The sequence below is a fragment of the Donghicola eburneus genome, assembly GCF_900115865.1.
In the GTDB taxonomy this organism is placed as follows: Bacteria; Pseudomonadota; Alphaproteobacteria; order Rhodobacterales; family Rhodobacteraceae; genus Donghicola; species Donghicola eburneus.
Window position 1 is genome coordinate 15,241 of sequence record NZ_FOXY01000015.1, and the last position, 23,169, is coordinate 38,409.

Consider the following 23,169-nt stretch of genomic DNA (forward strand, 5'->3'; position numbering starts at 1 on the left):
GAGTTTCCTTTCTTTTCTGTTTTTCTTCGTATCGGCTTTTTATGCCTCACGCCGTGATTGAGGCTGTCGTCGGACCGTCTAGCAAGAAAACAAACGGAAATACCACCGAACTTTTCTCTTGAAGCTCTAGCTACTGTAGGGGCTATGTCATGACAAAGCACCCGAATCCAGAGGTCCGTTCATGCCGTCCGACACCCACCGCCACGATCACGATCACGCCGAAGACGCCCAGGCAAGCGGCGGCAGTTGCTGTGGTAGCGCCGGAAAGTGCGGCGACATCGCACCGACGACTCCCGCGCCAACCGGCGGGCGCAGTTTTCAGGTGTCTGGCCTCGATTGCGCCGAGGAGGTCGCGATCTTGAATAAGGTAATCGGCCCGCAGATCGGCGGGGCCGAGCATCTCGCGTTCGATGTAATCAACGGGAGGATGACCATTCTCGACAGCGCAAAGAGTGTATCGGACGACGAAGTTGCGGAACTTGTCGCGAGCACCGGCATGACGGCGAAGCCGTGGAATGCCGAGAACGCGTCGGTCGACCAAGCGGCCCATCTTGCACGACAGCGGCTGTTTACGGCTCTCAGCGGCGGCTTCTGGGCGGCGGGTTTTCTCTGGCACATCGTCGAGACCGGTATGGGGGGGGCGCTCGGCCTCTTCGCGGGGCACGGCGAAGCGCCGATGCCGCTGGCCGAGGCAGGGCTTTTTGCAGTTGCTATCCTATTCGGCGTTTGGCTTGTGGCACCGAAGGCATGGTCGTCCGCACGTCGGCTGTCGCCCGACATGAACCTGCTGATGGTTGTCGCAGTCGCCGGAGCCATCGGGCTCGGTGAATTCTTCGAGGCAGCGACAGTGGCTTTTTTCTTTTCGCTGTCCCTCTTTCTCGAAAGCTGGAGCGTTGGGCGCGCGCGGAACGCTGTGTCGGCGCTCCTGGATCTTGCGCCACCTACGGCGCGCGTGATCCACGATGACGGAAGCGAGACCGACATGCCGGCGGTGCAAGTCGCCGTAGGCTCAAGCTTTATTGTACGCGGTGGCGACCGTATCCCGCTCGACGGCGAGGTGACGGGTGGCGCGGGCGCGGTCGACCAGGCGCCGATCACCGGCGAAAGTGCCTTGATACCCAAAGAGGCCGGAGACGAGGTCTATGCGGGCACGATCAACGGCGAAGGTACACTAACTGTGCGCGCCACGAAGGTCGCCTCGGATACCGTCTTGGCCAAGATCATCCGCATGGTCGGCGACGCCCATGCCCGCCGCGCGCCGGTGGAACAGTGGGTGGCAAAGTTCGCCCGCATCTACACGCCTATCGTCATGGCTCTCGCCGTCGCAATTGCGCTACTGCCGCCGCTTATCTTCGGCGGAGCCTGGGATTACTGGTTCTACAATGCCCTCGTGCTGCTGGTGATCGCTTGCCCATGCGCTCTGGTCATCTCGACCCCTGTCTCCATCGTCGCAGCGCTCACCGCTTCGGCGCGGGCGGGCGTCCTCATCAAGGGCGGTGCCTATGTAGAGGCGCCGGGCAGGACCACGGCGCTGGCCATGGACAAGACCGGCACAATCACCATGGGTCAGCCGGAAGTGGCGGCGGTGCACCCGCTGGGCGGGGCTTCAGCACAAGATCTGATGACCCTCGCCGCAGGGCTGGAGGCACGTTCGTCGCACCCTTTGGCGCGTGCCATTCTCGCGCGGGCGGAGGCCGACGGCGTCAAGGTGTCCGCCGCAGAGGATACCCGCACCATTCCCGGCAGGGGACTTGAAGGACGCACCGACGGACGGTCCATCTGGCTGGGGTCGGACCGGTTTGCCGAGGAGAAGGGTTTCGGCGACGCCATTCCGAAGGATCTGCGGGAGCGGATCGAAGGCGCCGGCAGCACCCTTGTCGCTGTCGGCGATGAATCCGGCGTGACGGGCATTCTTGAACTGCGCGATCGCATCCGCCCTGATGCCAAGGGCATCGTGGCGCAACTTCACGCGCAAGGCGTGAAAACCATCGTTATGCTGACCGGTGACAACGAGCGAACAGCGCGCGCCGTTGCCGCCGAGGTCGGTATCGACGAGGTGCGCGCTGAGCTTCTGCCCGAAGACAAGGTGACAGCCATCGAAGAACTGGTCAAAACTCATGACATGGTTGCCATGATCGGCGACGGGGTGAACGATGCACCCGCAATGGCGCGCGCGCATTATGCCATCGCGATGGGTGCGGTTGGTTCTGACGCGGCAATCGAGACGGCGGACATTGCCCTTATGACCGACGACCTCGGCAAGGTGCCTTGGCTGATCGGTCATTCGCGCCGGACAATGTCGATTATCCATCAGAACATCGGTATTTCCTTGGCGACCAAGGGAGTTTTCGTTGTCGCTACCGCGTTCGGAATGGCATCGATGTGGGGCGCTATTGCAGCCGACGTGGGTGTGTCATTGCTGGTGGTGGCGAACGCCCTGCGCCTGCTCAACAGCCAAGAGGCCAAGGCACCGCCGTCCGGTGGCGAGCAGGTTGGGCCACAGATCGCAAAGGCCGCGCTTGCCCACGGACATTGATCACGCGGCATTTGCAAGGTAACATTATTTCCATATCAGACCTCACGAAAGAGGCATCGAGCAGTGAAAACCATCCGATTTCCCCGCCGCGCCGTCCTGTTGGGTGGCTTAGCGGCCTTTTTGTCGGGCTGTGCCGGCAAGTTCCGCAGCTATGACGGACCCGAAGTGACGCGACTTCGGCTCTACAAGGGACAGCGTTTGCTTGTTCTCGACGGATCCGATCGCGTGCTGCAAACCTATCCGATCGGGCTGGGCTTCGCTCCTCAGGGTCACAAGCAATTCGAGGGAGACGGTCGGACCCCGGAGGGCACCTACATAGTCGATAAGCGCAACCCTGAAAGTACGTATCATCTTTCAGTTGGCATCTCTTATCCAAATGAGGCCGACATCGCCTTTGCCGCAGCGCAGGGCCTTTCCCCCGGCGGCGACATCTTCATCCATGGTGGTCCACGCCCCGGCATCGACCCGACGGACATCCGCGACTGGACAGCTGGCTGCATCGCAGTCACAGATCGGCAGATCGAGGACATCTATGCAATGGTGAAGGACGGAACGCCTATCCACATCTTTGCATGACGGTCTTTCTCATGCGGCGGTAGTTAGCCGTCGCATTGGCCGCCAGAGCCCAGCTCCACGAAGCCAAGATGAGCGCCAGCAACATCCAGTCCCCGAAAAGCGCATATGGCGTAGGCGGCTGCGCTGAGGGAAGATCAGCGTCGATGATGCCCCTTTCCCCTGTATCGAGCCGCGCAATGATCTCTCCGTTCGCGTCGATGACCGCAGAGATGCCCGTATTCGCGGCTCGGATGACAGGAAGGCCTTCCTCTACGGCGCGCATACGTGCGGAAGCCAGATGCTGCTCGGGTCCGATGCTGGTTCCAAACCAGGAATCGTTCGTCGCGTTAAAAATCCAGTCGGGTCGGAACATGTCGTCGACCACATGGCCCGGGAAAATGATCTCATAGCAGATCGCCACGGCGACCAGCGGCATACCCGGAAGCGCAAGGGTGCGCGGACCCGGTCCGGGCGTAAAATCGCCCAGCCCCGCCGTCAGCCGCTCGATCGGCAACCAGCCGCGGAATGGCACGTATTCGCCAAAGGGCACGAGATGGTGTTTCGCGTATCCGGTCAGGATCTCATTGGTATCGTCAAAAGCCTGGACGGTGTTGAAATATCGGGTGCCATCCTCGCTCAGTACACGGTCCGGCACTCCGGTTAGCAGCACGCTGCCGTCCGGTAGCGCAGCGGCAATGCGGGCCCGCGCCTGGGCATCCTCATCGAGGAACCCGGGAAAGGCGGTTTCCGGCCAGAGAAGAACGTCGAAATCGCCGGGCTGGGTTGAAAGCTCGAGATAGAGCGCGAAGGTCGCCTCGCGGTTCTCGGGCGCCCATTTCTCCTCTTGGGGAACGTTGCCCTGAACGATGCGCAGGTCGACATCCGGTGGCTGTGGTGCATCCGACTGGAGGCGAAGCGTGCCGACGGCCCACATCGTCACGATGCCGGCCAGCGGCATTAGCGAGATGATCAATCGTTGTCGCCCGACCGCCATGAGAGCCGCGCCGGGGAGTGCCGCTACGAACACGGTGAGAAAGCTTAGCCCATAACTTCCCACCCAGGCGGCGGGCTGGCGAAGGGCGGCGTAATCGACCAGAGCGTAGCCGGCGAGGTTCCACGGAAAACCTGTCAGAACGTGACCGCGCAACCACTCGGCCGCGGTCCAGGAGGTCGCGAACAGGAGGCAGGCCAGGAGACTGCCCATGGCTCCGCGCCGCGCGATTTCGACGAAGAGCACGGCGGCAATGGCCGGGAAAATCGCGAGACCTGCGGACAATCCCGCGACGGCCGGGGTCGCCAGCGCCCCGAAACGCTCGGGTTCGACGTAGAAACTTTCCGCGATCCACGAAATCCCGAAACCGAACTGGCCGAGACCAAACGCCCAGCCGACGAGAAAAGCACGCCCGAAGGAGAGGTCGCGAAGACCGACAAACAACGCAGAATAGGCAACGGGAACAAGAAGGAGAATCGAGAAAGGCGGGAAGGTTAGAACGGTCAGCGGCCCGGCGGCGAAACCAAGCGTCATCCGCGAGAGCAGACGTTTGCGCAGAGCGAAGCAGTTCAGAATTGCCGGCTTCACGACTTGATCGGACGCCGCGCACTGATCCAGGGTGCGGCGAGCAAGAGCCCCACGCCACTGACGACAAACACATCGGCCATGTTGAAGGCAGGCCAATGCGTTGAGTTGATGTAGAAATCCAGGAAGTCCGTTACAGCCCGATACCGCACACGATCAATGACATTGCCCGAGGCTCCACCGATGATCGCTCCGTAAGCGAGCGTTTCAACCGCATTTTCGGCGCGAAACAGCATAACCCCCAGCCAGCCGCAGATGGCAAGAGCGAGAGCTATGAGGCTCCACCATGGTGCGCCGCCAAGTAATCCGAAAGTGACGCCATCATTGCGATAAAAGACAAGGTTAAAACCTGGAAACACGGCGATTCCAGTGCTTAAAGAGGCCGCATTCGCCACAACAATGGCTTTTGTGATCTGATCGATTACGAAAGCGGCAAGCGCCGCAAAAATGCCGATCACCGGAGATAGTTTATGCACTGGCATTGCGTCACCCCAACCAAACATCGAGAAAAAGCATCAAAACGAGCCCGACGGCCAAGCCGAGCGTTGCCTTGTTCTGATGGCCGCTGCGATGGGTTTCGGGGATGATTTCGTGGCTGATGACATAAAGCATGGCGCCTGCGGCAAAGGCCAAGCCCCATGGCAGCAGCGGTTCCGACAGTGTGATGATGCCGGCCCCGAGCAAACCGCCAATCGGCTCGACCATTCCCGTTAGCGCGGCGATGCCCCAGGCGCGCAGCTTCGGATATCCTTCGCCCAACAGGGATACCGCAACGGCCAGCCCTTCAGGCGCATTCTGAAGCCCGATGCCGATGGCGAGTGGCAGACCGCCTTCCATACCTCCGGAACCGAAGCCAACTCCGACCGCGAGGCCTTCCGGGAAGTTGTGGATCGTGATTGCGATGATGAACAGCCAGACCCGCCGTAAGGACGCCGCTTCGGGCCCTTCGCGTCCCGTTCTGAAATGCTCGTGCGGCAGCCTTTCATTCATCAATGCAACGGCCCCCATGCCCAAAAGGATCGAGACGCAAACGATGGCCGCAGGCATCGCGCCGTTCTCGAACATCGGCTCCGCCGCATCCAACGCCGGGATGATCAGAGAAAAGAACGAGGCTGAGAGCATGACGCCGGCAGCGAAGCCGAGCGACAGATCGCGCGTCGCCCGCGACGGGATGCGCCCGAACAGCACGGGAATTGCTCCGACTGCCGTGAGCGATCCGGCGGCAAGGCTTCCGAGAAAGCCGAGCATTATCGGAGACAGGTTTTCCATAAGCGGGCCAGATTATCCTTCGGCGTAGCTTGAAAAGACTTCGGTCGACCCGTCCTCGCGGATGAGGAAGACATCATAAGCTTCACGGTTTTCTTCCGGCCCCATGCCGGGCGAGCCATAGGGCATTCCCGGAACGGCGAGGCCGACGGCGTCCGGGCGTTCCTCAAGAAGGCGGCGGATATCAGCGGCCGGGACATGGCCTTCAATCACGTAGCCCTCTATGAGCGCGGTATGGCAGGAGACCATGCGCTGCGGCACGCCGTTGTCGAGCTTGAAACGAACCAGCGACCCGCCAAACATGTTCTCGCCCGTCGGCGCGAATCCGTTTTCCTCGAGATGGTTCATCCAGGACAGGCAGCAGCCGCATCCGTTGGTCTTGCGGACGTCTATCGCTGTTGCCTCTGCGAGGGCCTGGGCCGCCGGGAACAGGGCGAGCGCGATGGTCAGAGCTTGGGTCATGCGTTTCATGGGTCAGAGCCTTTCGGTTGTCGTCTGGGCAATTTCGCTGTCAAGGTTTTCAGTCAGAAGCGCGCGCGCCTCGGTCAGACGCAACAGCGCGGCGGTATCATCCACCTCGTTCTCTGCGGCTTCGGCGAGCCTGTCGTCAGAGAGAGGGTCAGTCGGACGCCCATCTACGAGGACTTCGTAGTGCAGGTTGGGACCTGTCGCTGTGCCGGTTGCGCCAACGCGGCCGATCACATCTCCCGCCGCCACGCGTTGGCCCTGTGTTAGGCCCTCCGACACGGCGCTGAGATGCGCGTAGCGCGTCATGGTCTCGGAGCCATGGGAGATTTCGACCACGCGTCCATAACCGCCTCGCCAGCCGATGAAGCTGACCCGGCCCGGTGCCGTCGTCCGTACCGGCGTCCCGCTTGCCGCGGCAAAATCGACGCCGGTGTGCATCCGGACGTTTCCGTAGACAGGATGTGTGCGGCGCCCGAACACCGAGCTGAGGCGCGCGCCCTCGACTGGCTGTGCAAAGACGCGAAGCACCTCGCCATCGACGTAGATCGTCGCCTGACCGCTGCCGTCGTCCGGCCAAACGATCTCGTAAAGCGAATCGCCGATTTCCAGTGCGGCGAAGGCGAGGTCCGGCTGTCCGATCTTGTCATCGCCGACGCGCGTCTCGCGCCAGAGAAGCCTTAGTGTCTCGCCTCCAGCCATCTCACGGCGGAAATCCACGGTTCCACCCAGCATTTGCGCAAGGTCCACGGCAAATCGGGCGGGGATGCCGGCATTGTCGAGTGCCGCGAAGATCGAGGTGTCGATCACGGCCTCCCCAGCAAGGGTTACGATCTCCGGATCCGGCGCCACGACCTGCGTGGACACCTGCTCGCCAAAAAGCACCTCGATCCGCACCCCGTCCTCGACGGCGAGCGAGACGGTGCGGGGGCTGCCATCCATAGTCGAAACAACAGTGACCGAATTCCCCGGCCGCAACCGTCGCAGATCGTATTCCGCGCCAAGTGCAAGGGCGACTTCCGCCCTGTCGGCTCCCGCAAGACCGGCTTCGGAAAGCAAGGAGTCGAGCGTTTCACCAGAAGAGATGTCGCGAGACCAAGTCAACAGGGGCGGTTCGATGGCCTGCATCGGCCTGTCAACAACAGCGGCCTGCAGCAGGGGCAAGGGGCCGAAGCCGGGTGTATCTTCCACCCACGCCGTAGCTGGCAGCGACAACGGAATATCCAGGCTCCGGGGAGCTTCAGGACGCTGGGGCATCCAGCTACCTGCCTGGGCAAGTTCTGGCGGCACGGGTTCTTTCGACAGAACATCGAAGAATGCGATAGCCGCCCCCGAAACGGTCCCCGCAAGCGCGACACCTGCCGCAAGAGTTCTGAGCCTCATGTCGCTCCCTCCGTTTCTTCTTCCAACGCGCGGCGGATCTTCGGTACCGCGAATTCCCTCGGTTCATGATAGTCAATCATGGTGACGAACCGTCCAGCGGCACCGAACAGGAAGACGCTGGCCGTGTGGTTCATCGTGTAGTCGCCGCCTTCCGTGGGCACCCGCTCGTAGGCAGCGCGGAAGCCGTCCGCGATGCGCGCAATCTGCCCCTCCGGTCCCGTCCAGCCGCGGATCGCTGGGTGGAAATAACTGACATATTCTGCCATCGCCTCGACGGTATCGCGCTCGGGATCGACCGTGATGAAAACCACGTTCAACTGTTTGGCTTCGTCTCCTAAATCGTCGAGCCAACCTGAAATGTCCGAGAGCGTGGTCGGGCAGACATCGGGGCAGTAAGTGAAACCGAAGAACGCCATCGTCGGTCGCCCGATCAGGGTTTCCGGCCCGACCTCGTTGCCTTCATGGTCAGTCAGGCGGAAATCCATCTCGGTCAGAGCCATAGGCCGCTGCTCGATAGGTTCGGGCGCACCGGGTCCGTCGACCCGCCACCAACCGACGAAGAGCGTCAAGGCAATTGCACCGGCACCGGCCGCGCCGTATCCTGCGATCGTCCTTCGTCGCATTAGTCTTCCGGTCCGCGTGCGGCGATGCCAAGGATCGGCACCTCGACTGTCACCTCGCCCCCGTCGACAAAAAGTAGGGTCAGCGGAAAGGTTTCCCCTTCCGTCATGGGTTGTTGTAGCCGCATCAACATCGCGTGGAGGCCGCCCGGCTCAAGCGCGACGCTCTCGCCCGGGGCGATCGCGATCTCACCTGCCGCGCTCATGGAACTCACACCTTCGGCATTGGTCTTCGTCTCGTGGATCTCGGGCATCATCGCGAGGGGTGTTGAAAGACCAATCAGCGTCACCGGCTCGTCGCCAGTGTTGCGGATCGTCATGTAGGCGGCCCCGGGGCGGTTCATCCCTATGGAGGCGCGGGACCAGGCGCTTTCGACGACGACATCCACGGGTCCGGCCAGTGCGGGTACTGAGAGCCCTCCAAAGGTCAAGAGCGCGGCCAGTGTGCCCGTCATAATAATCTTTTTCATCGTTTTGGTCCTGCCTTTTCCATTCAGCTTTGCACGGCAGCAACTTCCGCGGCCACTAATCGACGCAGTTCTGCCTCCCCGAATGGATCGAGCGACTTGCCGTTTACAAAGAAAGTAGGAGTCTGGCGAACTCCCACGGTTTCGACGTCCGCACGATCCTGATTCAGGATCGCAACGACATCCGGTGCCAGCATTTGCGTGCGCGCGGCCTCTGCATCGAGTCCGGCAGTGGCGGCGATCTGGAGGATCAGACCGGGCTCAGGCGCGCCGTGCGACGCCCATCTCGGCTGATCCCGCAGAACGGCTTCGAGCACCGGCTCGTAAACGCCTTGCATGCGTGCTGCCTCGAGCACGCGGATCGCTTCCTCGGATGCCTCGCCATGAAACGCGGTGTAGCGGATAACGACGCGGACGGCATCTCCATGCTGTGCCATGATGTCCTTCACGATCGGATGGAAGGCGCGGCAAGCCTCGCAGGCCGGGTCAAAGAATTCGACAATCGTGACGGGCGCGTCGGCAGGTCCGAGGATGGGCGAGTAAGAGCGGATCATCGCGTCCGCGAGTTCCGGCGCAACGGTTTTTGCTTCGGCCGCGGGGCCGGGGCGAGTCGCGTACCAAGTGGCTCCGCCGAAACCGGCAACGCCGAGGGCGAGAACGGACAGGATTAAGCCGCGTCGATTCATGTTTGTGTTTCCTTCAATGAAAGTGCCGACAGGAACCCGATCAGTGCGAAGGCGACCAGCGCCATCAGCGGGATCGGAATGCCGAAGACCAATTGGTTATCATCGGTGCAAGAGGGGCCGGTGGCCGTGCAGGGCTGGATGCGTTCGGGGATCAGGCCCGCGTAGAGGCCCATGTGCCACAGGGCGACCACGCCACCACCAAGCGCCAGAGCGATGCCATAGCGCCCGACGCTGCCGTCTCGCCACCAAAGGCCGAGGCCGAGAATGATCGCGAGCGGGAACATGAAGGCGCGCTGGAACCAGCACAGCACGCAGGGTGTCTGCCCCATCACTTCGCCGATGAAAAGTACAGCAAGCGAGGCGACGAGGGCAACGATCCATGCCAGCCCGAGGGCGGTTTCTGCGGGTACGCGGTTCATGTCGGTCAGATCCTCTCTTCCAGATCGGCGAGAATCTCTTCAGCGGACGTGCCATAGGGCCATGAGTCTGCAAAGCCTGCCTCGGGGTCGAATAGAAACAGATGTGACGTGTGGCCCATTGTGTAGCCATCCGGAGCTGTAGCCTCTTCGATGCGTTCAAAGAAGATCGGAAACGTTTCGGATGTAGCGGCGATCTGTTCGGGCGTACCTGTCAGCCCGATGATGTTCGCATCGAACAGCGGAACGAATTCGGCGAGTGCCATGGGCGTGTCCCGTTCGGGGTCGATGGTTATGAAAATCGGCTGGACCCTCGCGGCATTGTCGCCCAGACCGTCCATCACCGCCGCGACCTCAGACAGTGTCGTCGGGCAGACATCGGGGCAGTTGCTGAAGCCGAAAAATACCAACATCCAACGCCCCGAAAAGTCTTCTTCCGTGCGAACCACACCTTGGTGGTCCGTCAATTCGAATGCAGCGACAAACGCTGGATCGTTGTCGGTTCGGGCGCGGTCAGCGCGATAGTCCGACCAGAGCAAAAGCCATACGAAGGCAAGCGACGCGACGCCTGCCAAAACCCAAAGAAATTTCTGTGCCGATGTAAGGGACAAACCTGCGCGCCTGATTTTGGTTCTTGATTATTGTCGCGTTTACATCCTCTAGCTACTAGAGGTTCAAGCGCGAAATCACGTTGTGGCTTAAACTCACGCGTCTGTGAATCCGGCACTTGTCTATTGGGGCGGCAAAACCTACAAAGACTGTAACTTTTTCATGGAGGCGAAGATGCTCACGATCGGCACTCTGTCAAAGAAGACCGGCACAAAGGTGCAGACCATTCGGTACTACGAGCAGATCGGGCTCATGCCCGAACCTGGCCGGACTGAAGGCGGACAGAGGCGCTATGACAACGCACAGCTCGACCGACTGTCCTTCATCCGCCATTCGCGACAACTCGGCTTCTCGCTTGATGCGATCCGCGAGCTGCTCGACCTCAGCGACCAGCCCAATCGGCCCTGCGAAGAAGCCGACGCGATTGCGCGTCGCCAGCTAAAGCAGGTGGAGCAGCGCATGGCCCGTCTGAAGGCGCTGCGCACCGAACTGAAACGCATGGTTCACGAATGCAGCGGTGGACGTACTGCCGATTGCAAGGTGCTTGAGGTGTTGCGGGATCATTCCGAATGTTTGACCGAACATGACGAGATCGGCGCCTGAGATGCCTGCCGCGCTTGCATACCCGCTTGCGGCCTTGGCCGAGATCGCCGGGTGTTTCGCGATCTGGAGCTGGTGGCGCCTCGGCGCATCCGCGGCTTGGCTCGTACCCGGTATTGTAGCCTTGGTGGTATTCGGGTGGCTTCTGGCGCAAGTCGAAACGGTTGCTGCGGGCCGCGCCTTTGCCGCCTATGGCGGAGTCTACATTGCGGCTTCGGTACTGTGGATGTGGCTTGCAGAGGGTCACAGACCGGACAGGTGGGATGCGCTTGGCACAGCCGTTTGCTTGCTCGGCGCAGCTATAATACTGGCCGCGCCACGAACCAATTGAACTTTATGGTTTGAACTTGAAACCGTCTCAAATCGCGATCTCATCGCCCCATAAAAAGGGCTATGCTCTGCATTGGTTGGGGCGCCTGCCTGAAAGCTCCCGACGGTCGTACGTGGAACTGACCATCAATAATCAATCCGGAACCCTGATCTGCCAGAGAGGTTGAAAGATCATAGTTCACAAATTGGAATGGGAAGTATGGCGGCAGAAAAACGAGCAGAAAGACGCACACTTTGGATCGTTCTCGGTCTCAATATCAGTCTTGCTGCGGCCTTTTTCGCAACTGGGACCTTCGGGGATTCCAGTGCCCTGATCGCCAACGGGCTCGACAACCTTTCAGACAGCTTGGTCTACGCAATCAGTCTGTTTGCATTGTCGCGGTCTGCGAAATGGAAACGTGGCGCGGCGAATGTCTCGGGCGGCCTGCTGATCGTGTTCGCCATCGGGATCCTTTATGATGCTTGGCGCCGCTATGTCGGTGGGTCGGATCCCCTTGGCACCGTTATGATCGTCATGGCGCTGATCGCGGCGGCCATCAACTCAGTTTGTGTCTGGTTGCTCGCTCGGCTCAAAGATCCGGACGTCAACATCCGCGCGGCCAATACTTTCAGCTGGAACGACTTTGCGGCAAACCTCGGAATCGTAGTCGCAGGTGGCCTCGTTGCCTGGCTGGGAACGAACTGGCCCGACCTAGTCGTCGGTGTGATTATCGCCGGGATCGCGGCCTGGGGCGGTGTCAATATCCTACGCGACGCACACGGTGAACACCACAAAGCAGTTCACACGGACAAGTAGTTGCGAGAGATCGTTTCTAAAAGAAGGGGTTGAAGCTACAGTAACTATAGAGACTAGTCTGTTCCAAGACGATTCGAGGAGCGACTCCGTTGCAGATAACCAACCCCCTACTTGCACCCACCAAACTACTGGATTTTGATGCCGCGCCTCTTGCGCATCTAATAGAGAGCCGCAGCTGGCGCGACTTATCCGAATACGATCGGATCGGAGCTGCCTATGATTTCGTTCGAAATGAAATTGCGTTCGGATACAATCGAGCTGACGACATCCCCGCATCCGAGGTACTTTCCGACGGCTACGGGCAGTGCAATACGAAAGGCACGCTCTTAATGGCGCTGCTGCGTGGTGTTGGCGTTCGTTGCCGGTTGCATGGGTTTACGATCCACAAAGGCTTGCAGCGCGGTGTTGTCCCAGAGTTGGTGTATCCGCTTGCTCCAGAGGAAATTCTCCACTCGTGGGTAGAGATCGAATTTCAAGGGGCCTGGATCAACCTTGAAGGCTTCATCCTGGATGACGCTTTCTTCGAAGTCCTGCAAAGATCGTTCTCGGACACGGACAGTCTCTGCGGTTATGGCGCGGGCACGGATTGCCTTGGCGCGCCTCCCGTCGCCTGGAACGGAGAAGATACCTACATTCAGAAAACCGGCATCGTGCAAGATTTCGGCGTGTACGATACGCCCGACGCCTTCTATTTGTCCCATGAGCAATCCTTTGGAAGGCTGCGTGGTGCCCTTTACCGTCATATAATACGCCACTGGATGAATGCGCGCGTACGTGGTTTCCGCAGCGGCCGCCTGAAGACTGACCGACGCGCGACACACGCGCATGAGGAGCCTGCCAATGCCGCATGATCACGGGCACGCGAATATCGATCCGAATTCTGGGGATCGACGGGTTGCGATCGCGATCTGGGCGAATGGGCTACTTACTGTTGCGCAAATCGTCGGGGGCATATTGTCGGGCAGTCTAGCACTTATCGCCGATGCGCTGCACAACTTTTCCGATATGGCCTCGCTTGTCATTGCCTTCGCCGCGCGCAAGATCGCGCGCCGCCCGGCCGATGAGCGCATGACTTTCGGCTATGGCCGGGTCGAAATCGTCGCTGCCCTGATCAACTACACCACCCTGATCGTGATCGGCTTCTACCTGATCTACGAAGGTGGCATGCGCATGATTGATCCACCCGAAGTCATGGGGTGGACCGTCGTCATTCTCGGTGGAATTGCGCTTGTGGTCGACACGCTGACCGCAATGCTGACCTATTCGATGCAGAAGGGGAGCGTGAACATCCGCGCGCTGTTTCTCCACAACCTTTCGGACGCGTTGGCTTCAGTGGCCGTCATAGTCGGCGGGACGCTCATTATACTTTATGATATGCGTTGGGTGGATCCGGCCATCACCATCGGCATCGCGCTCTACATCCTGTATCTGTCCTTCACCGAAATAGGGGCCCCAATTCGAACCCTGATGCTTGGGAGCCCACCAGATATTGATGGAAATGACGTGGTCAGAGCGATCCAGATTGTCGATGGCGTTGTGGACGTGCATCATGTCCACCTGTGGCAAATGCAGGAGAACGCTGCGGCATTGGACTGCCATATTGTTGTCGAACGCGACCGGATGGGTGAGGCCGACAAAATTAAAGAAAACGTCAAATCGGTGCTGCATGAACGTTTCTCAATCGAGCATTCCACGCTTGAATTCGAAGCGACCGACAATGCGCATCAGGAGGCGCAGGTGTTCGGACACCGCTCATGACGATTGCCCAAGGCATACTAGTGGTCGTAGGCCTGCTGTCCGGTCTGGTTTTGATTGGTGCGCTCCTTTGGTCGATCGTCCGCCCGTCCAAGCGCATCTGGCCTCCAAACAGAGAGCATTCAGTCATACCAATCATTGCATGGGGCCTCACATTGGCCGTGTTTGGGGCGGTGATCGGTTTGGGCATCGTGGATTGGAAATCCGCTTCTATGCCCAACGCGCTCCGTTGGGCAGTCGGGCCGTTCTTGATCGCAATCGGAAATCTGATCGCCTGGTGGGGGGCATTCATCATTGGACTGAAAGCCACCAGTGGGGTGAGAGACGAGCTGATCACTTCGGGTCTCTACCGTTTCTCTCGGAATCCGCAGTATCTTGCCGACATGGCCATCCTAATAGGTTTGGGTCTTCTCTTCGCCTCACCTTGGGTTTGGCCTGTCGTCATCGTTGGAGTTGCCGCGCTGGCCCTTGCCCCGCTCGCAGAAGAGCCATGGCTGTGCGAACAATACGGCACCAAGTATCGCAACTATTGCGCTGAAACACGTAGATATCTCTAGTCTCGCCGCCTCACGAGAACGTCATCAATTTTCGGTTGAAGCTCTAGCAGCTAGAGGTCGTATCCGTTCATCAACAAAAGGGCGAGGCAAAGTATATTACTGATTCAAAGAAAACACGGTGCCAGTTCGTCTCGACAACTATGATCGGACTTCTGGGAACACCTTCCCTTCTCCGTGCTCAGGAGCAGGAGCCCTCGGCGGTACGCAGAAATATTTCTGTCCTTCAGTGCGGATCCCTGGCAAGACCACTTCGATAACCTTCAGCACGGTGCAATTATGTGCGACATTGACTCGCGTGCAGTCCAGTACTGGTCGGAAGACGAAAGTGTTTACAAACTCTACCCTTCAAGTGTCCCCGCCTCGGAAGAGCTGACCCGCCGAGGATATACAGAGGTTATAAGGAAGGTGGAGAGGCCCAGTTGGCGGCCCACTCCATCAATGAAAGAGCGCAACCCCGAATGGCCTGACTATTGGCCGCCGGGTCCTGACAACCCGCTTGGAACCCACGTGCTTTATTTGTCGTGGCTGTATTACCGGGTGCACGGGACCGGGGACACACGCAAGATCGGGCGCCAGTCATCAAACGGTTGTGTCGCGTAGCCTTTAATTGGGCTCTGCCTCAATCTGTGTGGCGGAACGGTAGCATTCTCGCCCGCAACAATTCTGGACCGGCTCGGCCGTACATGGCGCGCTTGAGGGTTTTCAGGCGGTTGATCTGACCTTCCGCCTGGCCGTTGTTACAGGGCATCTCGATCGCCTTTTTGACCACATTGAAGTCCCGGTTCAAGGTGCGGGCGAAGCGCACAATGGGCGTCAGGCCGGTTTCGATGGCGTCGTCGATCCATGCAGGGAGCGGACCCGCTTGGCGGCCACGCATGATACCGTTGAAACGCATGGCGAGGCTGCGCATCGTTGTGAAGGCGGGAGAACCGGCTTTGAGCGTGTCGACTTTCCGCGCCTGATCCGAGGTGAGCTTTCCGCTGGGTTTGATGCACAGCGCGGCCGCAATGACCGGAGAGATCGCATGCCCCGTTTCCGGGCCCCGGACCGGCTCCAGGATCTGGTGCTCCACGGCGGGGCCCTTCGTTTGCTTTTCGGCTCTGCGCCCGCCCGCCCCCAGCCGCTTTTAATGCGACTGACTCCCCTCGTAACCACGCTCTTGGATCATACGGTACAGGGCGCTGCCTGTTCGAATGCCGTCCTTCCAGCTTTGGCTCAGGAATTCTTCAAAGTACCACGGCGAAGTCGGTTTCAAAGCGGCCTGTTTGCGGTCCGGTGGCGTCTCGAACTGCAGCCATTTCGCGATGCTGCGGCGCGGGAACCCTGTTCGTCGCCCGATCTCGCTACAGTTAAGCCCCTGATTTCGGAGCGCATGGATGGTGGTGAAAATCTCTTCCCGAGATGTCCTGTGCGCAAGGCGTGACTTCAGAAGGCTGCCGGCTGCGGTGATATTGTCGGCGTCGGCCAGCAGCGCTCTGCCGGTCTCAGGGCCGTGGAGGTTCATTTGCTCCTCAATGGCCTGCCGCAGGTTTTGCACGATATGGAACCGATCAGCGACCTGCTTCGCCTGCGGTGCCCCTTGCCGTGCAGTCTAGGCGTAGAGACCACACCGATCTCTGCTAATCACTTTCACCTCGGGGTGTCGCTTGAGCCAGTTGGTGCAGGTGACGACATCTCGATCCTCAAGAATGTCGATCACCACGCGACGCTCCAGATCCACAATGATCGTGCCGTAGGTTTGCGACTTCCGCCAGCTCCAGTCGTCAATCCCGATGACCGTCGGCGGCTTGGCGGTGCCCTGAGCACGCTTTTTCAACTGCCTGAGCACCGTGTAATCGCTGACCCCAAGGCCCAAACGGTGCAAGAGCCGTTCGGCAGGCCGTCCGCCGGTTGCATGCCCAAGATGACTGACAATCTCCCCGACACGCGAAGTGCTACGTGCAAACGGATGCGCAATCGAGGTGAGTTGGTCTGCGAAAGTCCGGCGTGGGCAAGCGGGTGCCAAACATCGCCAACGGCAAATCGCGAGATCAACCGTTACCTCCTCTCCATGGGCGGGATAATCCTGCAACCGCCGACGCCGCCAGCCGTGACGTCGGCGTGAATGCAATCCACAGTCTGGGCAGATGCCGCTTGGTGTCAGACTGCCCGATACGATCCACCCGCCGAAATCACTTCGCTCAACGCATTGAACCGAAACTTCGGCCCCGGGCGACCAATGCTTCTTCGAGCTCACAACCATCCCTCCTGAATTTTCCTGTTTCAGGATAGTTGCGCCACACAAAGTGAGGCAGAGCCCAATTAAGGGCTACGCGACGCCAGCGCATCGGCGGGCAGATTGGGGTTGCGCGCCTTGCCGTCAGGCTGGTCAGAGACCGCCTCTGCCCGAGCCTGAGCCATTTCTGCCTCTGTGCGATGACGGATAAAGACAGGTTTTCCGCGCCAGTTGACGGTCAATTGCGTTCCAGGCGCGAGATCGGAAATGTCGACAGTGATCTGTGCCAAGGCGCGGACATCGGCGGAAGGGTTCATCTGGTTCACCAGTGGCCAGAGCGCGGCCCCTGCGGCCACGACCCCCGCCCCGGCCGTTGCGTAATACAGGAAATCCCTGCGCGCGGTATCCTCTGACGCTTCCATCACGGGACATGTGTCCATGTCTCCCGCGCGGGAAGGTCAACACGCGAGATGTAACGTTTTGTCAGTGCACCTCTCTACGGATCAACAAACAAGCCGTGTCGGCGCGTCAATGGTGCGGGGCTGCGCCTTTTGCCATCATGAGGTGGTGCTCCTGGTGATGCGCCCCGATGGTCATCAGGCCAAAGAAACCAAGTCCCTGAATCTGAGCGGCATCGCCATCGACACTGAGCGCCACGCCATCTTCGAGTTCCTCCGTGACAACGTCCCAGCCGGTTTCAGCCGCAAGAAAGGGCGCATGGGCGGGCACCATGGCGCGGATGGCTTCGAGAACACGGGGGGTGCCCCGAATCTCGAACCGGGCCCCTTCCGGCCGCAGGGTGCGGGTGACCACGGCCTCTTGGGTCAGAAGATCCATATCGACCAGATGGCGGCGCAATCCGTCGATATCGACCCGCTCCCAATCTGTCTCGGGATCGGCCTGCAGGATCGCAACGATCTCCGCCAGGGCGGCAAAGGCCGATTGCCCGGTTTCCTGCGGTCCACCCATGTCATGGCCAGTCGCGGAATGGGCGTGCTGAGCGGCCACGGGTGCGGCCATCAGTATGGCAAGGAGGAGGGAAATGAGACGCATGGACGGGTCCTTCAATGGGATGCTGTCATGTTTACGCTAGCAGGGGCGGGCGTATCGCAATATGATTGCAATCATATGTTGCCAGCCCCCTATGATCTTATCCCGAGTTCAGCCCTGCGCCCTTTTTCCGGCGCGGTTGGCGACATCATGTTTCACCAAGGCGGTCCCACCCACGGTCTCTATGTCGTGCAAACCGGGCGCGTGTATCTCGAGCGGGTCGGCCCAGATGGCGAGCGGTTCATCATTCACCGTGCCCAAGCCGGAACAAGCTTTGCCGAAGCTTCCGTGTTTTCAGAGGTCTATCATTGCGATGCTGTTTTCGTTCAGGCAGGGACGCTGATCCGGATCGAAAAGGATGCCGTTTTGGACGCCTTCGCCGACCCTGAGTTTGCGCGCGCTTTTGGTCGCCAGGCGGCTCAGCAGATACAGGCACAAAGACAGATGCTTGAGATCGTGGGTATCCGGCGTGCAGAAGACCGGGTGTTGGCGGGGTTGGTCGCGGGCCTGCTCGACGGCTCCGTGATCGAGTTCGCCGCCCGATTACAGCTGAGCCATGAGGCGACCTACAGGGCCTTGCGAAAGCTTGTGCAGGACGGGCGGGTCAAAAACCCCGCCCGCGGGATTTATCACCTGCGCCCATGACCCGATCAGCTGTGGCTCGCGAAGACCGAGGTCACCCCGTCGGAGCCGACAAGCAAGGTATCAAAAGTGTCACCAGCCCCGGGACCGCCCATGCCGGGCGAACTCATCGGCATGCCGGGAACCGTCAACCCGCGCGCCACCGGTTGTTCTGCCAGCAGCCGCGTGATGTCCGCGGCAGGCACGTGGCCCTCGATAAAATAGTCACTTATGATCGCCGTGTGACATCCAGCAAGTTCCGGAGCGATTTGTAGCCGGTCTTTGAACGCATAAAGCGCATCCTGATCGACATCCTGCGCCTCGACCGTGAAGCCCGCTTGCCGGACATGATCGACCCAGGCGGTACAGCACCCGCAGGTGGGGGTTTTCAGGACTTTAATGACCGGTTCTGTGTTGGCCAGTGCTCGCAGGGGGAGTGTGGCAGCCGCTCCGGCCAGCAAAAATGTGCGTCTTTTCATCATGTGTTCCTTTTTGAAGTATCCGAGACCGTAGAACTGTGTGTTTGAGAGTCCAGAGGCTGTTCCTGCTCTGTCGGCGAGAGGGCGGGTGCATCCAGGGCGTGCCCGCTTGCCGGCCCGCGAAGGGGCTGGATCAACATCTTGTCGACCCAGAGGTCGCGCGTCGTGCGAAACTGCTCGATGCCGATCGTCATTCCCTCGTGGCCCTTCGCGGGCTGGGCAACGTAAGTACCCATGAGGCGGTCCCACCACGGCAGGTTGAAGCCGTAGTTTGAGTTGGTTTCGCGCGGATCGACAGAATGATGCACGCGGTGCATGTCGGGTGTGACGACGATCCATCTGAGCCACCGGTCGACTGGTCTCGGCAGGTTGATGTTGGCATGGTTGAAGAGTGCCGTGGCGTTGAGGATGATCTCGAACAACAAAACCGCGACGGCGGGCGGACCAAGCGCTGCGACCAAGCTTAGCTTGATCGCCATCGAGATAAGGATCTCAATCGGGTGAAAGCGCAATCCCGTTGTGGCGTCGAACTCGAGGTCCGCGTGGTGCATCCGGTGCAGACGCCACAACGTAGGGACGGCATGGAACATGACGTGTTGCAAATAGATGGCCAGATCGAGAAGCAGCATGGACAGGACAACGGCCAACCAATACGGCGCGCCGATAGTGTTGAATAAACCCCAACCCCGCTCCTCGCCCATGACCGCCAGACCAACGGCCAGGATTGGGAAAGACAACCGCAGGATCGCCGTATCGATCACGACAAGAGCCAGATTGTTCGACCAACGGATGACACGCGGAATGTCACGCCGCCGACGCGGGGCGGCGAGTTCCCAAAGCGCCATGGCGGCCAGCACACTCAAAAACGCCGTCAGACGAATCTCCGGCTCTGCGGCAAGTATCGTGTCCATCACAGTCTATGGCCCTTCTGTGTTAGGGCTTGGGTGCGGATGCGCATCTCGCACATCAGTCTTTTCTTGCGCAGCCTTTGCAGCCGCTATCTGGACTATATCAACATCCAGCGCGTGGCGCTCGTCGAGACACTCGGTTTCGAGCTGCAGCGTGACCATGTGAAACCCATGCTGCTCCGTCAGCCGTCGATAGGCCCTGTTCAGCAAGTGCGCGGCCTCGGCGGGTGCCCTATGGCGGATATGGGCGGAAAACGCGTGTTTGCCGCTGGTCAGCGTCCAAGCATGCACGTGGTGAACATCCACAACCCCGTCCTGGTGGTTCAGATCCGCCATCACAGCGTCGAGATCCGTTCCCTCGGGCGTGCCTTCCATGAGAATGTGGACCGCTTCTTTGATTACGCCGACGGAGGCCCAGAGGAGAACCACCCCGAACGCCATGCCGAGGATCGGGTCGATCGCGAGAAAGCCGGTGAACTCGATCACGAGAGCGGTCACGATGATCAGGAGGCTGCCGACAAAGGTCTGGATGATGTGCCAGAGCGCGCCGCGGGCATTCAGATCGTCTTTGCTCGATTGCCACATCAGCCCCAGCGAGATGACCTCTGTGACCAGGCCACCGAAGGCGACCCAAAGCATTGGGCCCGTGGCCAGGTGGATCGGATTTCCGAGCCGAATCGCGCCCATCCAGATCACCAGAAGCGCCATGCCGAGAAGAAAGCTGCCATTCACCAGCGCGCCGATGATCTCGGCGCGGTACCATCCGAAACTGCGCGCCGAATCCGCTGGACGGCGCGCAATCCGCTTCGCGATGATGGCCACGAGAACACCGCCAACCGCCGACAGGGTGTGAAACGCATCCGACAGGACGGCGATCGAGCCGGTCCAGAGCCCGACGGCGAGTTCAATCATGAAATAGACGCCGGTGAGCCAGGCAGAAATCACAAGGGCCTTGCCGGAACTCGGCATGTGTCCAGCGTGAGAATGATTGGCCATATCAGCTCTCCTCCCGTTGCGTACCGGTCTTTCGCGTCGCGGCAAAGAGAACCGACAGGCCCGTAAAGCCACCGAGCGCAAGCGCGGTCCATGTGGCGGTGCGGGCATCTCCGTTCATCGCCTGGCTGCCCATGTGAGCGAGCAAAAAACTTGCGGGAATAATCCCGGCCATCGTGGCCAGCGCGAACCTCCAAAGATGCAGCTTGCTCAGACCTGCGGCGTAACTGATCATATCGAAGGACAGAAACGGCAGCAGGCGACTGCCGAAGACCAGGAAGGTCAGAGTGTTCTGGGACCCGAACAGGCCTGCGTTAATCTTCTGACCGAGATGACGCTCAACGAAGGGACGACCCAGGCCGCGGGCCAGACCAAAGGCGGCAAGCGCACCGAGTTCCGCACCTAGAACGACGAAGAGCGTCCCGTACGTGTGTCCATAAGCCGCTCCGGCGGCGAGTGCGATCGGCGCCGAGGGCAGGGGGCTTGCCACGATAGCGATTGTCATAAGCGCCACGATGACAATTGGTCCGGCAAGACCTGCCGCCTCGATCCAGCGGTCAATTTCCGCGCGATCCGGCAGGCGAATGTCAACGCCAAGGACGTCCGGGAAGGCCAATGCGACGACTCCCATCAGGAACACCGCAATAAGAAGAACGCGCATCATCATGGATCAAAACACGGCATAGAGCAGAACGAAGAACGTCGCTGCCAAAAGGTCAAAGGCCACGCAGAATGGAATATACCAGTTCGGAATCCGGGCGAGACGATAAGAATTGTGGTGTGACATGTCCCAAAGGGCGTGCAGGGCCAAGCCCAAGGGGAGGAAGGCCCAATGCCATATCAGCCCCAGGAAGGCTGCCGAGCCGAACAAAAGGGCCACGGCGAGCTCTGCCCAGAACACGCGCGCTCTGCCGTCCGCGGCGCCAAAGCCGATATAGGCACCGCCAATCAAAGCAAGCGTGATCGAAGCAAGAGCTATCGAGCTCTTTTCATCCAAAAACAAGTGAGCCGGCATTGAGAGCAAGACAATCAACACGCCAACCCATACGGGAAATTTCAAGATATCCCCGTGTCGATGGTGCGATAAGTGATCGCCTGTCTTTTTGAAAATCTGTGCCATGGCTTGGTACCTAGGGATTCCAGCAACTGGAAGGTCAAGGGTTATTCATCCACGCGCGCAACGCGGCGCTCACTCAACCGTTCCACGGGGAGGTCAAAGGACCGATATCAGGACGCATTTGACGCTGACGCCCGGTTCATGTCCGACGCGCGTGGCGATTTTCAGTCATCTTTCGCCTTCTGCCAGACTTGCTGGCAGGCTGAGTAAAGAAACGTCGCTGACCAGGTCAGCAACATGAAGCCCAAAAGCGATTGCAGCATCAGCAACAGTCGAAAGGGCCCGACCACCTCTATGGACGAATAGCCAAGGGTCGAGAACGAGATGCCCGTAACATAGAGAACATCCTGAAACATCGGCGGGCTGTTGCTGAACGATTGCGGCAGAACGCTTGCCACCACCATCGTGTTGAACACGGCGAGCGTCACAAGTTCCAATACGTGCAGCAACAGCAACGCGGAAAACGTCAGGATGATCCGAAAGCCGGAGCCATCCGACCGCTGCGGGGAAAACTTCAGAATGCCCGACAACGCATAATGATGGACAATTCCCATCAGGATCGCCGCGCATATTCCGACAAACATGGCCATCAACTCGGTCATACCCCCAAACCCGTCTTCCTATTCAAACAGGTCAATCTGACCATACATCAGGCTTTTTAGCACAACTGGACCGATTGATTCTTCACAGGTCAGGCCAACGCGGGGGGCAACCCGTTCAGGGCGACATCCACCGGAACGGTCGGCAAGTTCGATGCGATCCAGCCAGGCCCTTCGCCTGATCCCAACATCCCTTCCGAGATATCGGCGTAGCCCGAATAACCAGCTTGTCTTAACGCTCGAAGCAGCGATGCGGAGCGTCCGCCAGTGGCGCAGATCAGTCCAACGGTGCGATCACCGCTCAGTTCCTTCGCCCTGAACAATCGGTCCGGAAAACCGGACGCGTGCATGCTTATCGGCCATACACCAGCACCTACGCCGGTTTCTTGCCACTCTTCGCGCGTTCTGACATCGATGATCCGCGCCGTATCCGATAGAAGCGCGTCAAAGGCATTCTCTGCCGACCAGACAGATCGGCTCTGCGCCAGCAGCGGTGACGCCGTGACGGTCAGCACCGTCATATGAGCACCCAGAATGAAACGGCGCCGGTTCAAATCAAGAGCCATATTC

Annotated in this window: 27 protein-coding genes and 3 pseudogenes; 10 read left to right on the forward strand and 20 right to left on the reverse strand. The window is 59.8% G+C overall.

Going from position 1 to position 23,169, the window contains the following annotated elements; translation table 11 throughout:
• Window positions 1–181: 181 nt before the first annotated feature.
• A complete protein-coding gene (locus BM225_RS18700; protein WP_092465195.1) occupies window positions 182–2,536 on the forward strand; it encodes a heavy metal translocating P-type ATPase in 2,355 nt (784 codons plus the stop codon).
• Between the two features lie 63 nt (window positions 2,537–2,599).
• Entirely contained in the window at window positions 2,600–3,112 is a 513-nt protein-coding gene (locus BM225_RS18705; protein WP_009807972.1) for a L,D-transpeptidase family protein, read from the forward strand.
• On the opposite strand, the gene lnt is transcribed toward BM225_RS18705, so the two are convergent.
• Genes lnt through BM225_RS18755 form a run of 10 tightly spaced genes read right to left on the reverse strand, consistent with a single transcriptional unit; the run spans window position 3,093 to window position 10,581 of the window.
• Window positions 3,093–4,700 (reverse strand): apolipoprotein N-acyltransferase, encoded by a 1,608-nt coding sequence (gene lnt / locus BM225_RS18710; protein WP_102856007.1) that lies wholly within the window; start codon window positions 4,698–4,700, stop codon window positions 3,093–3,095. The two genes, BM225_RS18705 and lnt, sit on opposite strands and share 20 nt — an antisense overlap.
• Window positions 4,667–5,125, reverse strand: coding sequence for a signal peptidase II (lspA, locus tag BM225_RS18715; RefSeq protein ID WP_092465207.1), 459 nt, complete (start codon window positions 5,123–5,125; stop codon window positions 4,667–4,669). The genes lnt and lspA overlap by 34 nt, the downstream gene beginning before the upstream one ends.
• 28 nt (window positions 5,126–5,153) lie before the next feature.
• A complete protein-coding gene (locus tag BM225_RS18720; RefSeq protein ID WP_027238629.1) occupies window positions 5,154–5,936 on the reverse strand; it encodes a ZIP family metal transporter in 783 nt (260 codons plus the stop codon).
• A gap of 12 nt (window positions 5,937–5,948) precedes the next feature.
• Window positions 5,949–6,404 carry a DUF411 domain-containing protein gene (locus BM225_RS18725; RefSeq protein ID WP_009807976.1) on the reverse strand — a complete coding sequence of 152 codons (456 nt, stop codon included), beginning with the start codon at window positions 6,402–6,404 and terminating at the stop codon, window positions 5,949–5,951.
• Between the two features lie 3 nt (window positions 6,405–6,407).
• The gene (locus tag BM225_RS18730; protein ID WP_092465196.1) at window positions 6,408–7,781 is read right to left on the reverse strand and encodes a M23 family metallopeptidase; all 1,374 of its coding nucleotides are present in this window, start codon (window positions 7,779–7,781) and stop codon (window positions 6,408–6,410) included.
• Window positions 7,778–8,404, reverse strand: a complete 627-nt coding sequence (locus BM225_RS18735) for an SCO family protein (RefSeq protein ID WP_009807978.1) — start codon at window positions 8,402–8,404, stop codon at window positions 7,778–7,780. The genes BM225_RS18730 and BM225_RS18735 overlap by 4 nt, the downstream gene beginning before the upstream one ends.
• A complete protein-coding gene (locus BM225_RS18740; RefSeq protein WP_009807979.1) occupies window positions 8,404–8,871 on the reverse strand; it encodes a copper chaperone PCu(A)C in 468 nt (155 codons plus the stop codon). Before BM225_RS18740 ends, BM225_RS18735 begins: the two co-directional genes overlap by 1 nt.
• 23 nt (window positions 8,872–8,894) lie before the next feature.
• Entirely contained in the window at window positions 8,895–9,554 is a 660-nt protein-coding gene (locus tag BM225_RS18745; protein ID WP_009807980.1) for a DsbA family protein, read from the reverse strand.
• On the reverse strand, window positions 9,551–9,973 hold the full coding sequence (locus BM225_RS18750) for a disulfide bond formation protein B (protein WP_009807981.1): 423 nt from the start codon (window positions 9,971–9,973) through the stop codon (window positions 9,551–9,553). The genes BM225_RS18745 and BM225_RS18750 overlap by 4 nt, the downstream gene beginning before the upstream one ends.
• 5 nt (window positions 9,974–9,978) lie before the next feature.
• On the reverse strand, window positions 9,979–10,581 hold the full coding sequence (locus BM225_RS18755; RefSeq protein WP_232617642.1) for an SCO family protein: 603 nt from the start codon (window positions 10,579–10,581) through the stop codon (window positions 9,979–9,981).
• Window positions 10,582–10,753: 172 nt separating this feature from the next.
• Here BM225_RS18755 and BM225_RS18760 point away from each other — a divergent pair, with 172 nt between their 5' ends.
• The 7 genes and pseudogenes from BM225_RS18760 to BM225_RS18790 form a co-directional block, all read left to right on the forward strand.
• Window positions 10,754–11,182 carry a MerR family transcriptional regulator gene (locus BM225_RS18760; RefSeq protein WP_039965742.1) on the forward strand — a complete coding sequence of 143 codons (429 nt, stop codon included), beginning with the start codon at window positions 10,754–10,756 and terminating at the stop codon, window positions 11,180–11,182.
• A 1-nt stretch (window position 11,183) separates the two neighbouring features.
• The gene (locus BM225_RS18765; RefSeq protein ID WP_009807984.1) at window positions 11,184–11,510 is read left to right on the forward strand and encodes a YnfA family protein; all 327 of its coding nucleotides are present in this window, start codon (window positions 11,184–11,186) and stop codon (window positions 11,508–11,510) included.
• Window positions 11,511–11,708: 198 nt separating this feature from the next.
• On the forward strand, window positions 11,709–12,305 hold the full coding sequence (locus BM225_RS18770) for a cation efflux transmembrane domain-containing protein (protein ID WP_009807985.1): 597 nt from the start codon (window positions 11,709–11,711) through the stop codon (window positions 12,303–12,305).
• A 95-nt stretch (window positions 12,306–12,400) separates the two neighbouring features.
• The gene (locus BM225_RS18775) at window positions 12,401–13,156 is read left to right on the forward strand and encodes a transglutaminase-like domain-containing protein (protein ID WP_092465208.1); all 756 of its coding nucleotides are present in this window, start codon (window positions 12,401–12,403) and stop codon (window positions 13,154–13,156) included.
• A complete protein-coding gene (locus BM225_RS18780) occupies window positions 13,146–14,063 on the forward strand; it encodes a cation diffusion facilitator family transporter (protein ID WP_009807987.1) in 918 nt (305 codons plus the stop codon). Before BM225_RS18775 ends, BM225_RS18780 begins: the two co-directional genes overlap by 11 nt.
• The gene (locus BM225_RS18785) at window positions 14,060–14,617 is read left to right on the forward strand and encodes a methyltransferase family protein (protein WP_009807988.1); all 558 of its coding nucleotides are present in this window, start codon (window positions 14,060–14,062) and stop codon (window positions 14,615–14,617) included. Before BM225_RS18780 ends, BM225_RS18785 begins: the two co-directional genes overlap by 4 nt.
• A gap of 140 nt (window positions 14,618–14,757) precedes the next feature.
• A pseudogene (locus BM225_RS18790) lies at window positions 14,758–15,211 on the forward strand (L,D-transpeptidase); the annotation flags it as partial.
• 25 nt (window positions 15,212–15,236) lie between these two features.
• Here the strand turns inward: BM225_RS18790 and BM225_RS18795 are convergent.
• From BM225_RS18795 to BM225_RS18805, 3 genes and pseudogenes are all read right to left on the reverse strand, one after another.
• Window positions 15,237–16,853 (reverse strand): annotated as a pseudogene (locus tag BM225_RS18795) (ISL3 family transposase).
• A 77-nt stretch (window positions 16,854–16,930) separates the two neighbouring features.
• Window positions 16,931–17,254: pseudogene (gene petA, locus BM225_RS18800) on the reverse strand (ubiquinol-cytochrome c reductase iron-sulfur subunit); the annotation flags it as partial.
• A 106-nt stretch (window positions 17,255–17,360) separates the two neighbouring features.
• On the reverse strand, window positions 17,361–17,885 hold the full coding sequence (locus tag BM225_RS18805) for a hypothetical protein (protein WP_038008363.1): 525 nt from the start codon (window positions 17,883–17,885) through the stop codon (window positions 17,361–17,363).
• Window positions 17,886–17,912: 27 nt separating this feature from the next.
• Here BM225_RS18805 and BM225_RS18810 point away from each other — a divergent pair, with 27 nt between their 5' ends.
• A complete protein-coding gene (locus tag BM225_RS18810; protein ID WP_052068523.1) occupies window positions 17,913–18,527 on the forward strand; it encodes a Crp/Fnr family transcriptional regulator in 615 nt (204 codons plus the stop codon).
• 5 nt (window positions 18,528–18,532) lie between these two features.
• Here BM225_RS18810 and BM225_RS18815 read toward each other — a convergent pair whose 3' ends face one another.
• The 7 genes from BM225_RS18815 to BM225_RS18845 form a co-directional block, all read right to left on the reverse strand.
• Window positions 18,533–18,985 carry a DUF411 domain-containing protein gene (locus BM225_RS18815; RefSeq protein WP_009807995.1) on the reverse strand — a complete coding sequence of 151 codons (453 nt, stop codon included), beginning with the start codon at window positions 18,983–18,985 and terminating at the stop codon, window positions 18,533–18,535.
• Window positions 18,982–19,893: a sterol desaturase family protein gene (locus tag BM225_RS18820; RefSeq protein WP_009807996.1), complete on the reverse strand. Its 912-nt coding sequence runs from the start codon at window positions 19,891–19,893 to the stop codon at window positions 18,982–18,984. The genes BM225_RS18815 and BM225_RS18820 overlap by 4 nt, the downstream gene beginning before the upstream one ends.
• 6 nt (window positions 19,894–19,899) lie before the next feature.
• Complete coding sequence (locus tag BM225_RS18825) at window positions 19,900–20,886, reverse strand: cation diffusion facilitator family transporter (protein ID WP_038008366.1); 987 nt, start codon at window positions 20,884–20,886, stop codon at window positions 19,900–19,902.
• Between the two features lies 1 nt (window position 20,887).
• Complete coding sequence (locus BM225_RS18830; RefSeq protein WP_038008367.1) at window positions 20,888–21,550, reverse strand: TVP38/TMEM64 family protein; 663 nt, start codon at window positions 21,548–21,550, stop codon at window positions 20,888–20,890.
• Window positions 21,551–21,553: 3 nt separating this feature from the next.
• Window positions 21,554–22,003 (reverse strand): DUF6010 family protein, encoded by a 450-nt coding sequence (locus BM225_RS18835; protein ID WP_024099407.1) that lies wholly within the window; start codon window positions 22,001–22,003, stop codon window positions 21,554–21,556.
• Between the two features lie 161 nt (window positions 22,004–22,164).
• The gene (locus BM225_RS18840; RefSeq protein WP_040104431.1) at window positions 22,165–22,602 is read right to left on the reverse strand and encodes an ion channel; all 438 of its coding nucleotides are present in this window, start codon (window positions 22,600–22,602) and stop codon (window positions 22,165–22,167) included.
• Window positions 22,603–22,691: 89 nt separating this feature from the next.
• Entirely contained in the window at window positions 22,692–23,165 is a 474-nt protein-coding gene (locus tag BM225_RS18845) for a rhodanese-like domain-containing protein (RefSeq protein ID WP_024099405.1), read from the reverse strand.
• Window positions 23,166–23,169: the final 4 nt, after the last annotated feature.

Coding starts and splice junctions, on each gene's coding strand:
- BM225_RS18825 (WP_038008366.1), bottom strand. CDS start 20,886: ATGGCCAATCATTCTCACGCTGGACACATGCCGAGTTCCGGCAAGGCC.
- BM225_RS18730 (WP_092465196.1), bottom strand. CDS start 7,781: ATGAGGCTCAGAACTCTTGCGGCAGGTGTCGCGCTTGCGGGGACCGTT.
- BM225_RS18770 (WP_009807985.1), top strand. CDS start 11,709: ATGGCGGCAGAAAAACGAGCAGAAAGACGCACACTTTGGATCGTTCTC.
- BM225_RS18830 (WP_038008367.1), bottom strand. CDS start 21,550: ATGATGATGCGCGTTCTTCTTATTGCGGTGTTCCTGATGGGAGTCGTC.
- BM225_RS18815 (WP_009807995.1), bottom strand. CDS start 18,985: ATGATGAAAAGACGCACATTTTTGCTGGCCGGAGCGGCTGCCACACTC.
- BM225_RS18740 (WP_009807979.1), bottom strand. CDS start 8,871: ATGAAAAAGATTATTATGACGGGCACACTGGCCGCGCTCTTGACCTTT.
- BM225_RS18785 (WP_009807988.1), top strand. CDS start 14,060: ATGACGATTGCCCAAGGCATACTAGTGGTCGTAGGCCTGCTGTCCGGT.
- BM225_RS18845 (WP_024099405.1), bottom strand. CDS start 23,165: ATGGCTCTTGATTTGAACCGGCGCCGTTTCATTCTGGGTGCTCATATG.
- BM225_RS18810 (WP_052068523.1), top strand. CDS start 17,913: ATGTTTACGCTAGCAGGGGCGGGCGTATCGCAATATGATTGCAATCAT.
- BM225_RS18820 (WP_009807996.1), bottom strand. CDS start 19,893: ATGGACACGATACTTGCCGCAGAGCCGGAGATTCGTCTGACGGCGTTT.
- BM225_RS18835 (WP_024099407.1), bottom strand. CDS start 22,003: ATGGCACAGATTTTCAAAAAGACAGGCGATCACTTATCGCACCATCGA.
- BM225_RS18840 (WP_040104431.1), bottom strand. CDS start 22,602: ATGACCGAGTTGATGGCCATGTTTGTCGGAATATGCGCGGCGATCCTG.
- BM225_RS18750 (WP_009807981.1), bottom strand. CDS start 9,973: ATGAACCGCGTACCCGCAGAAACCGCCCTCGGGCTGGCATGGATCGTT.
- BM225_RS18765 (WP_009807984.1), top strand. CDS start 11,184: ATGCCTGCCGCGCTTGCATACCCGCTTGCGGCCTTGGCCGAGATCGCC.
- BM225_RS18745 (WP_009807980.1), bottom strand. CDS start 9,554: ATGAATCGACGCGGCTTAATCCTGTCCGTTCTCGCCCTCGGCGTTGCC.
- BM225_RS18720 (WP_027238629.1), bottom strand. CDS start 5,936: ATGGAAAACCTGTCTCCGATAATGCTCGGCTTTCTCGGAAGCCTTGCC.
- BM225_RS18725 (WP_009807976.1), bottom strand. CDS start 6,404: ATGAAACGCATGACCCAAGCTCTGACCATCGCGCTCGCCCTGTTCCCG.
- BM225_RS18700 (WP_092465195.1), top strand. CDS start 182: ATGCCGTCCGACACCCACCGCCACGATCACGATCACGCCGAAGACGCC.
- BM225_RS18805 (WP_038008363.1), bottom strand. CDS start 17,885: ATGCGTCTCATTTCCCTCCTCCTTGCCATACTGATGGCCGCACCCGTG.
- BM225_RS18735 (WP_009807978.1), bottom strand. CDS start 8,404: ATGCGACGAAGGACGATCGCAGGATACGGCGCGGCCGGTGCCGGTGCA.
- BM225_RS18780 (WP_009807987.1), top strand. CDS start 13,146: ATGCCGCATGATCACGGGCACGCGAATATCGATCCGAATTCTGGGGAT.
- BM225_RS18760 (WP_039965742.1), top strand. CDS start 10,754: ATGCTCACGATCGGCACTCTGTCAAAGAAGACCGGCACAAAGGTGCAG.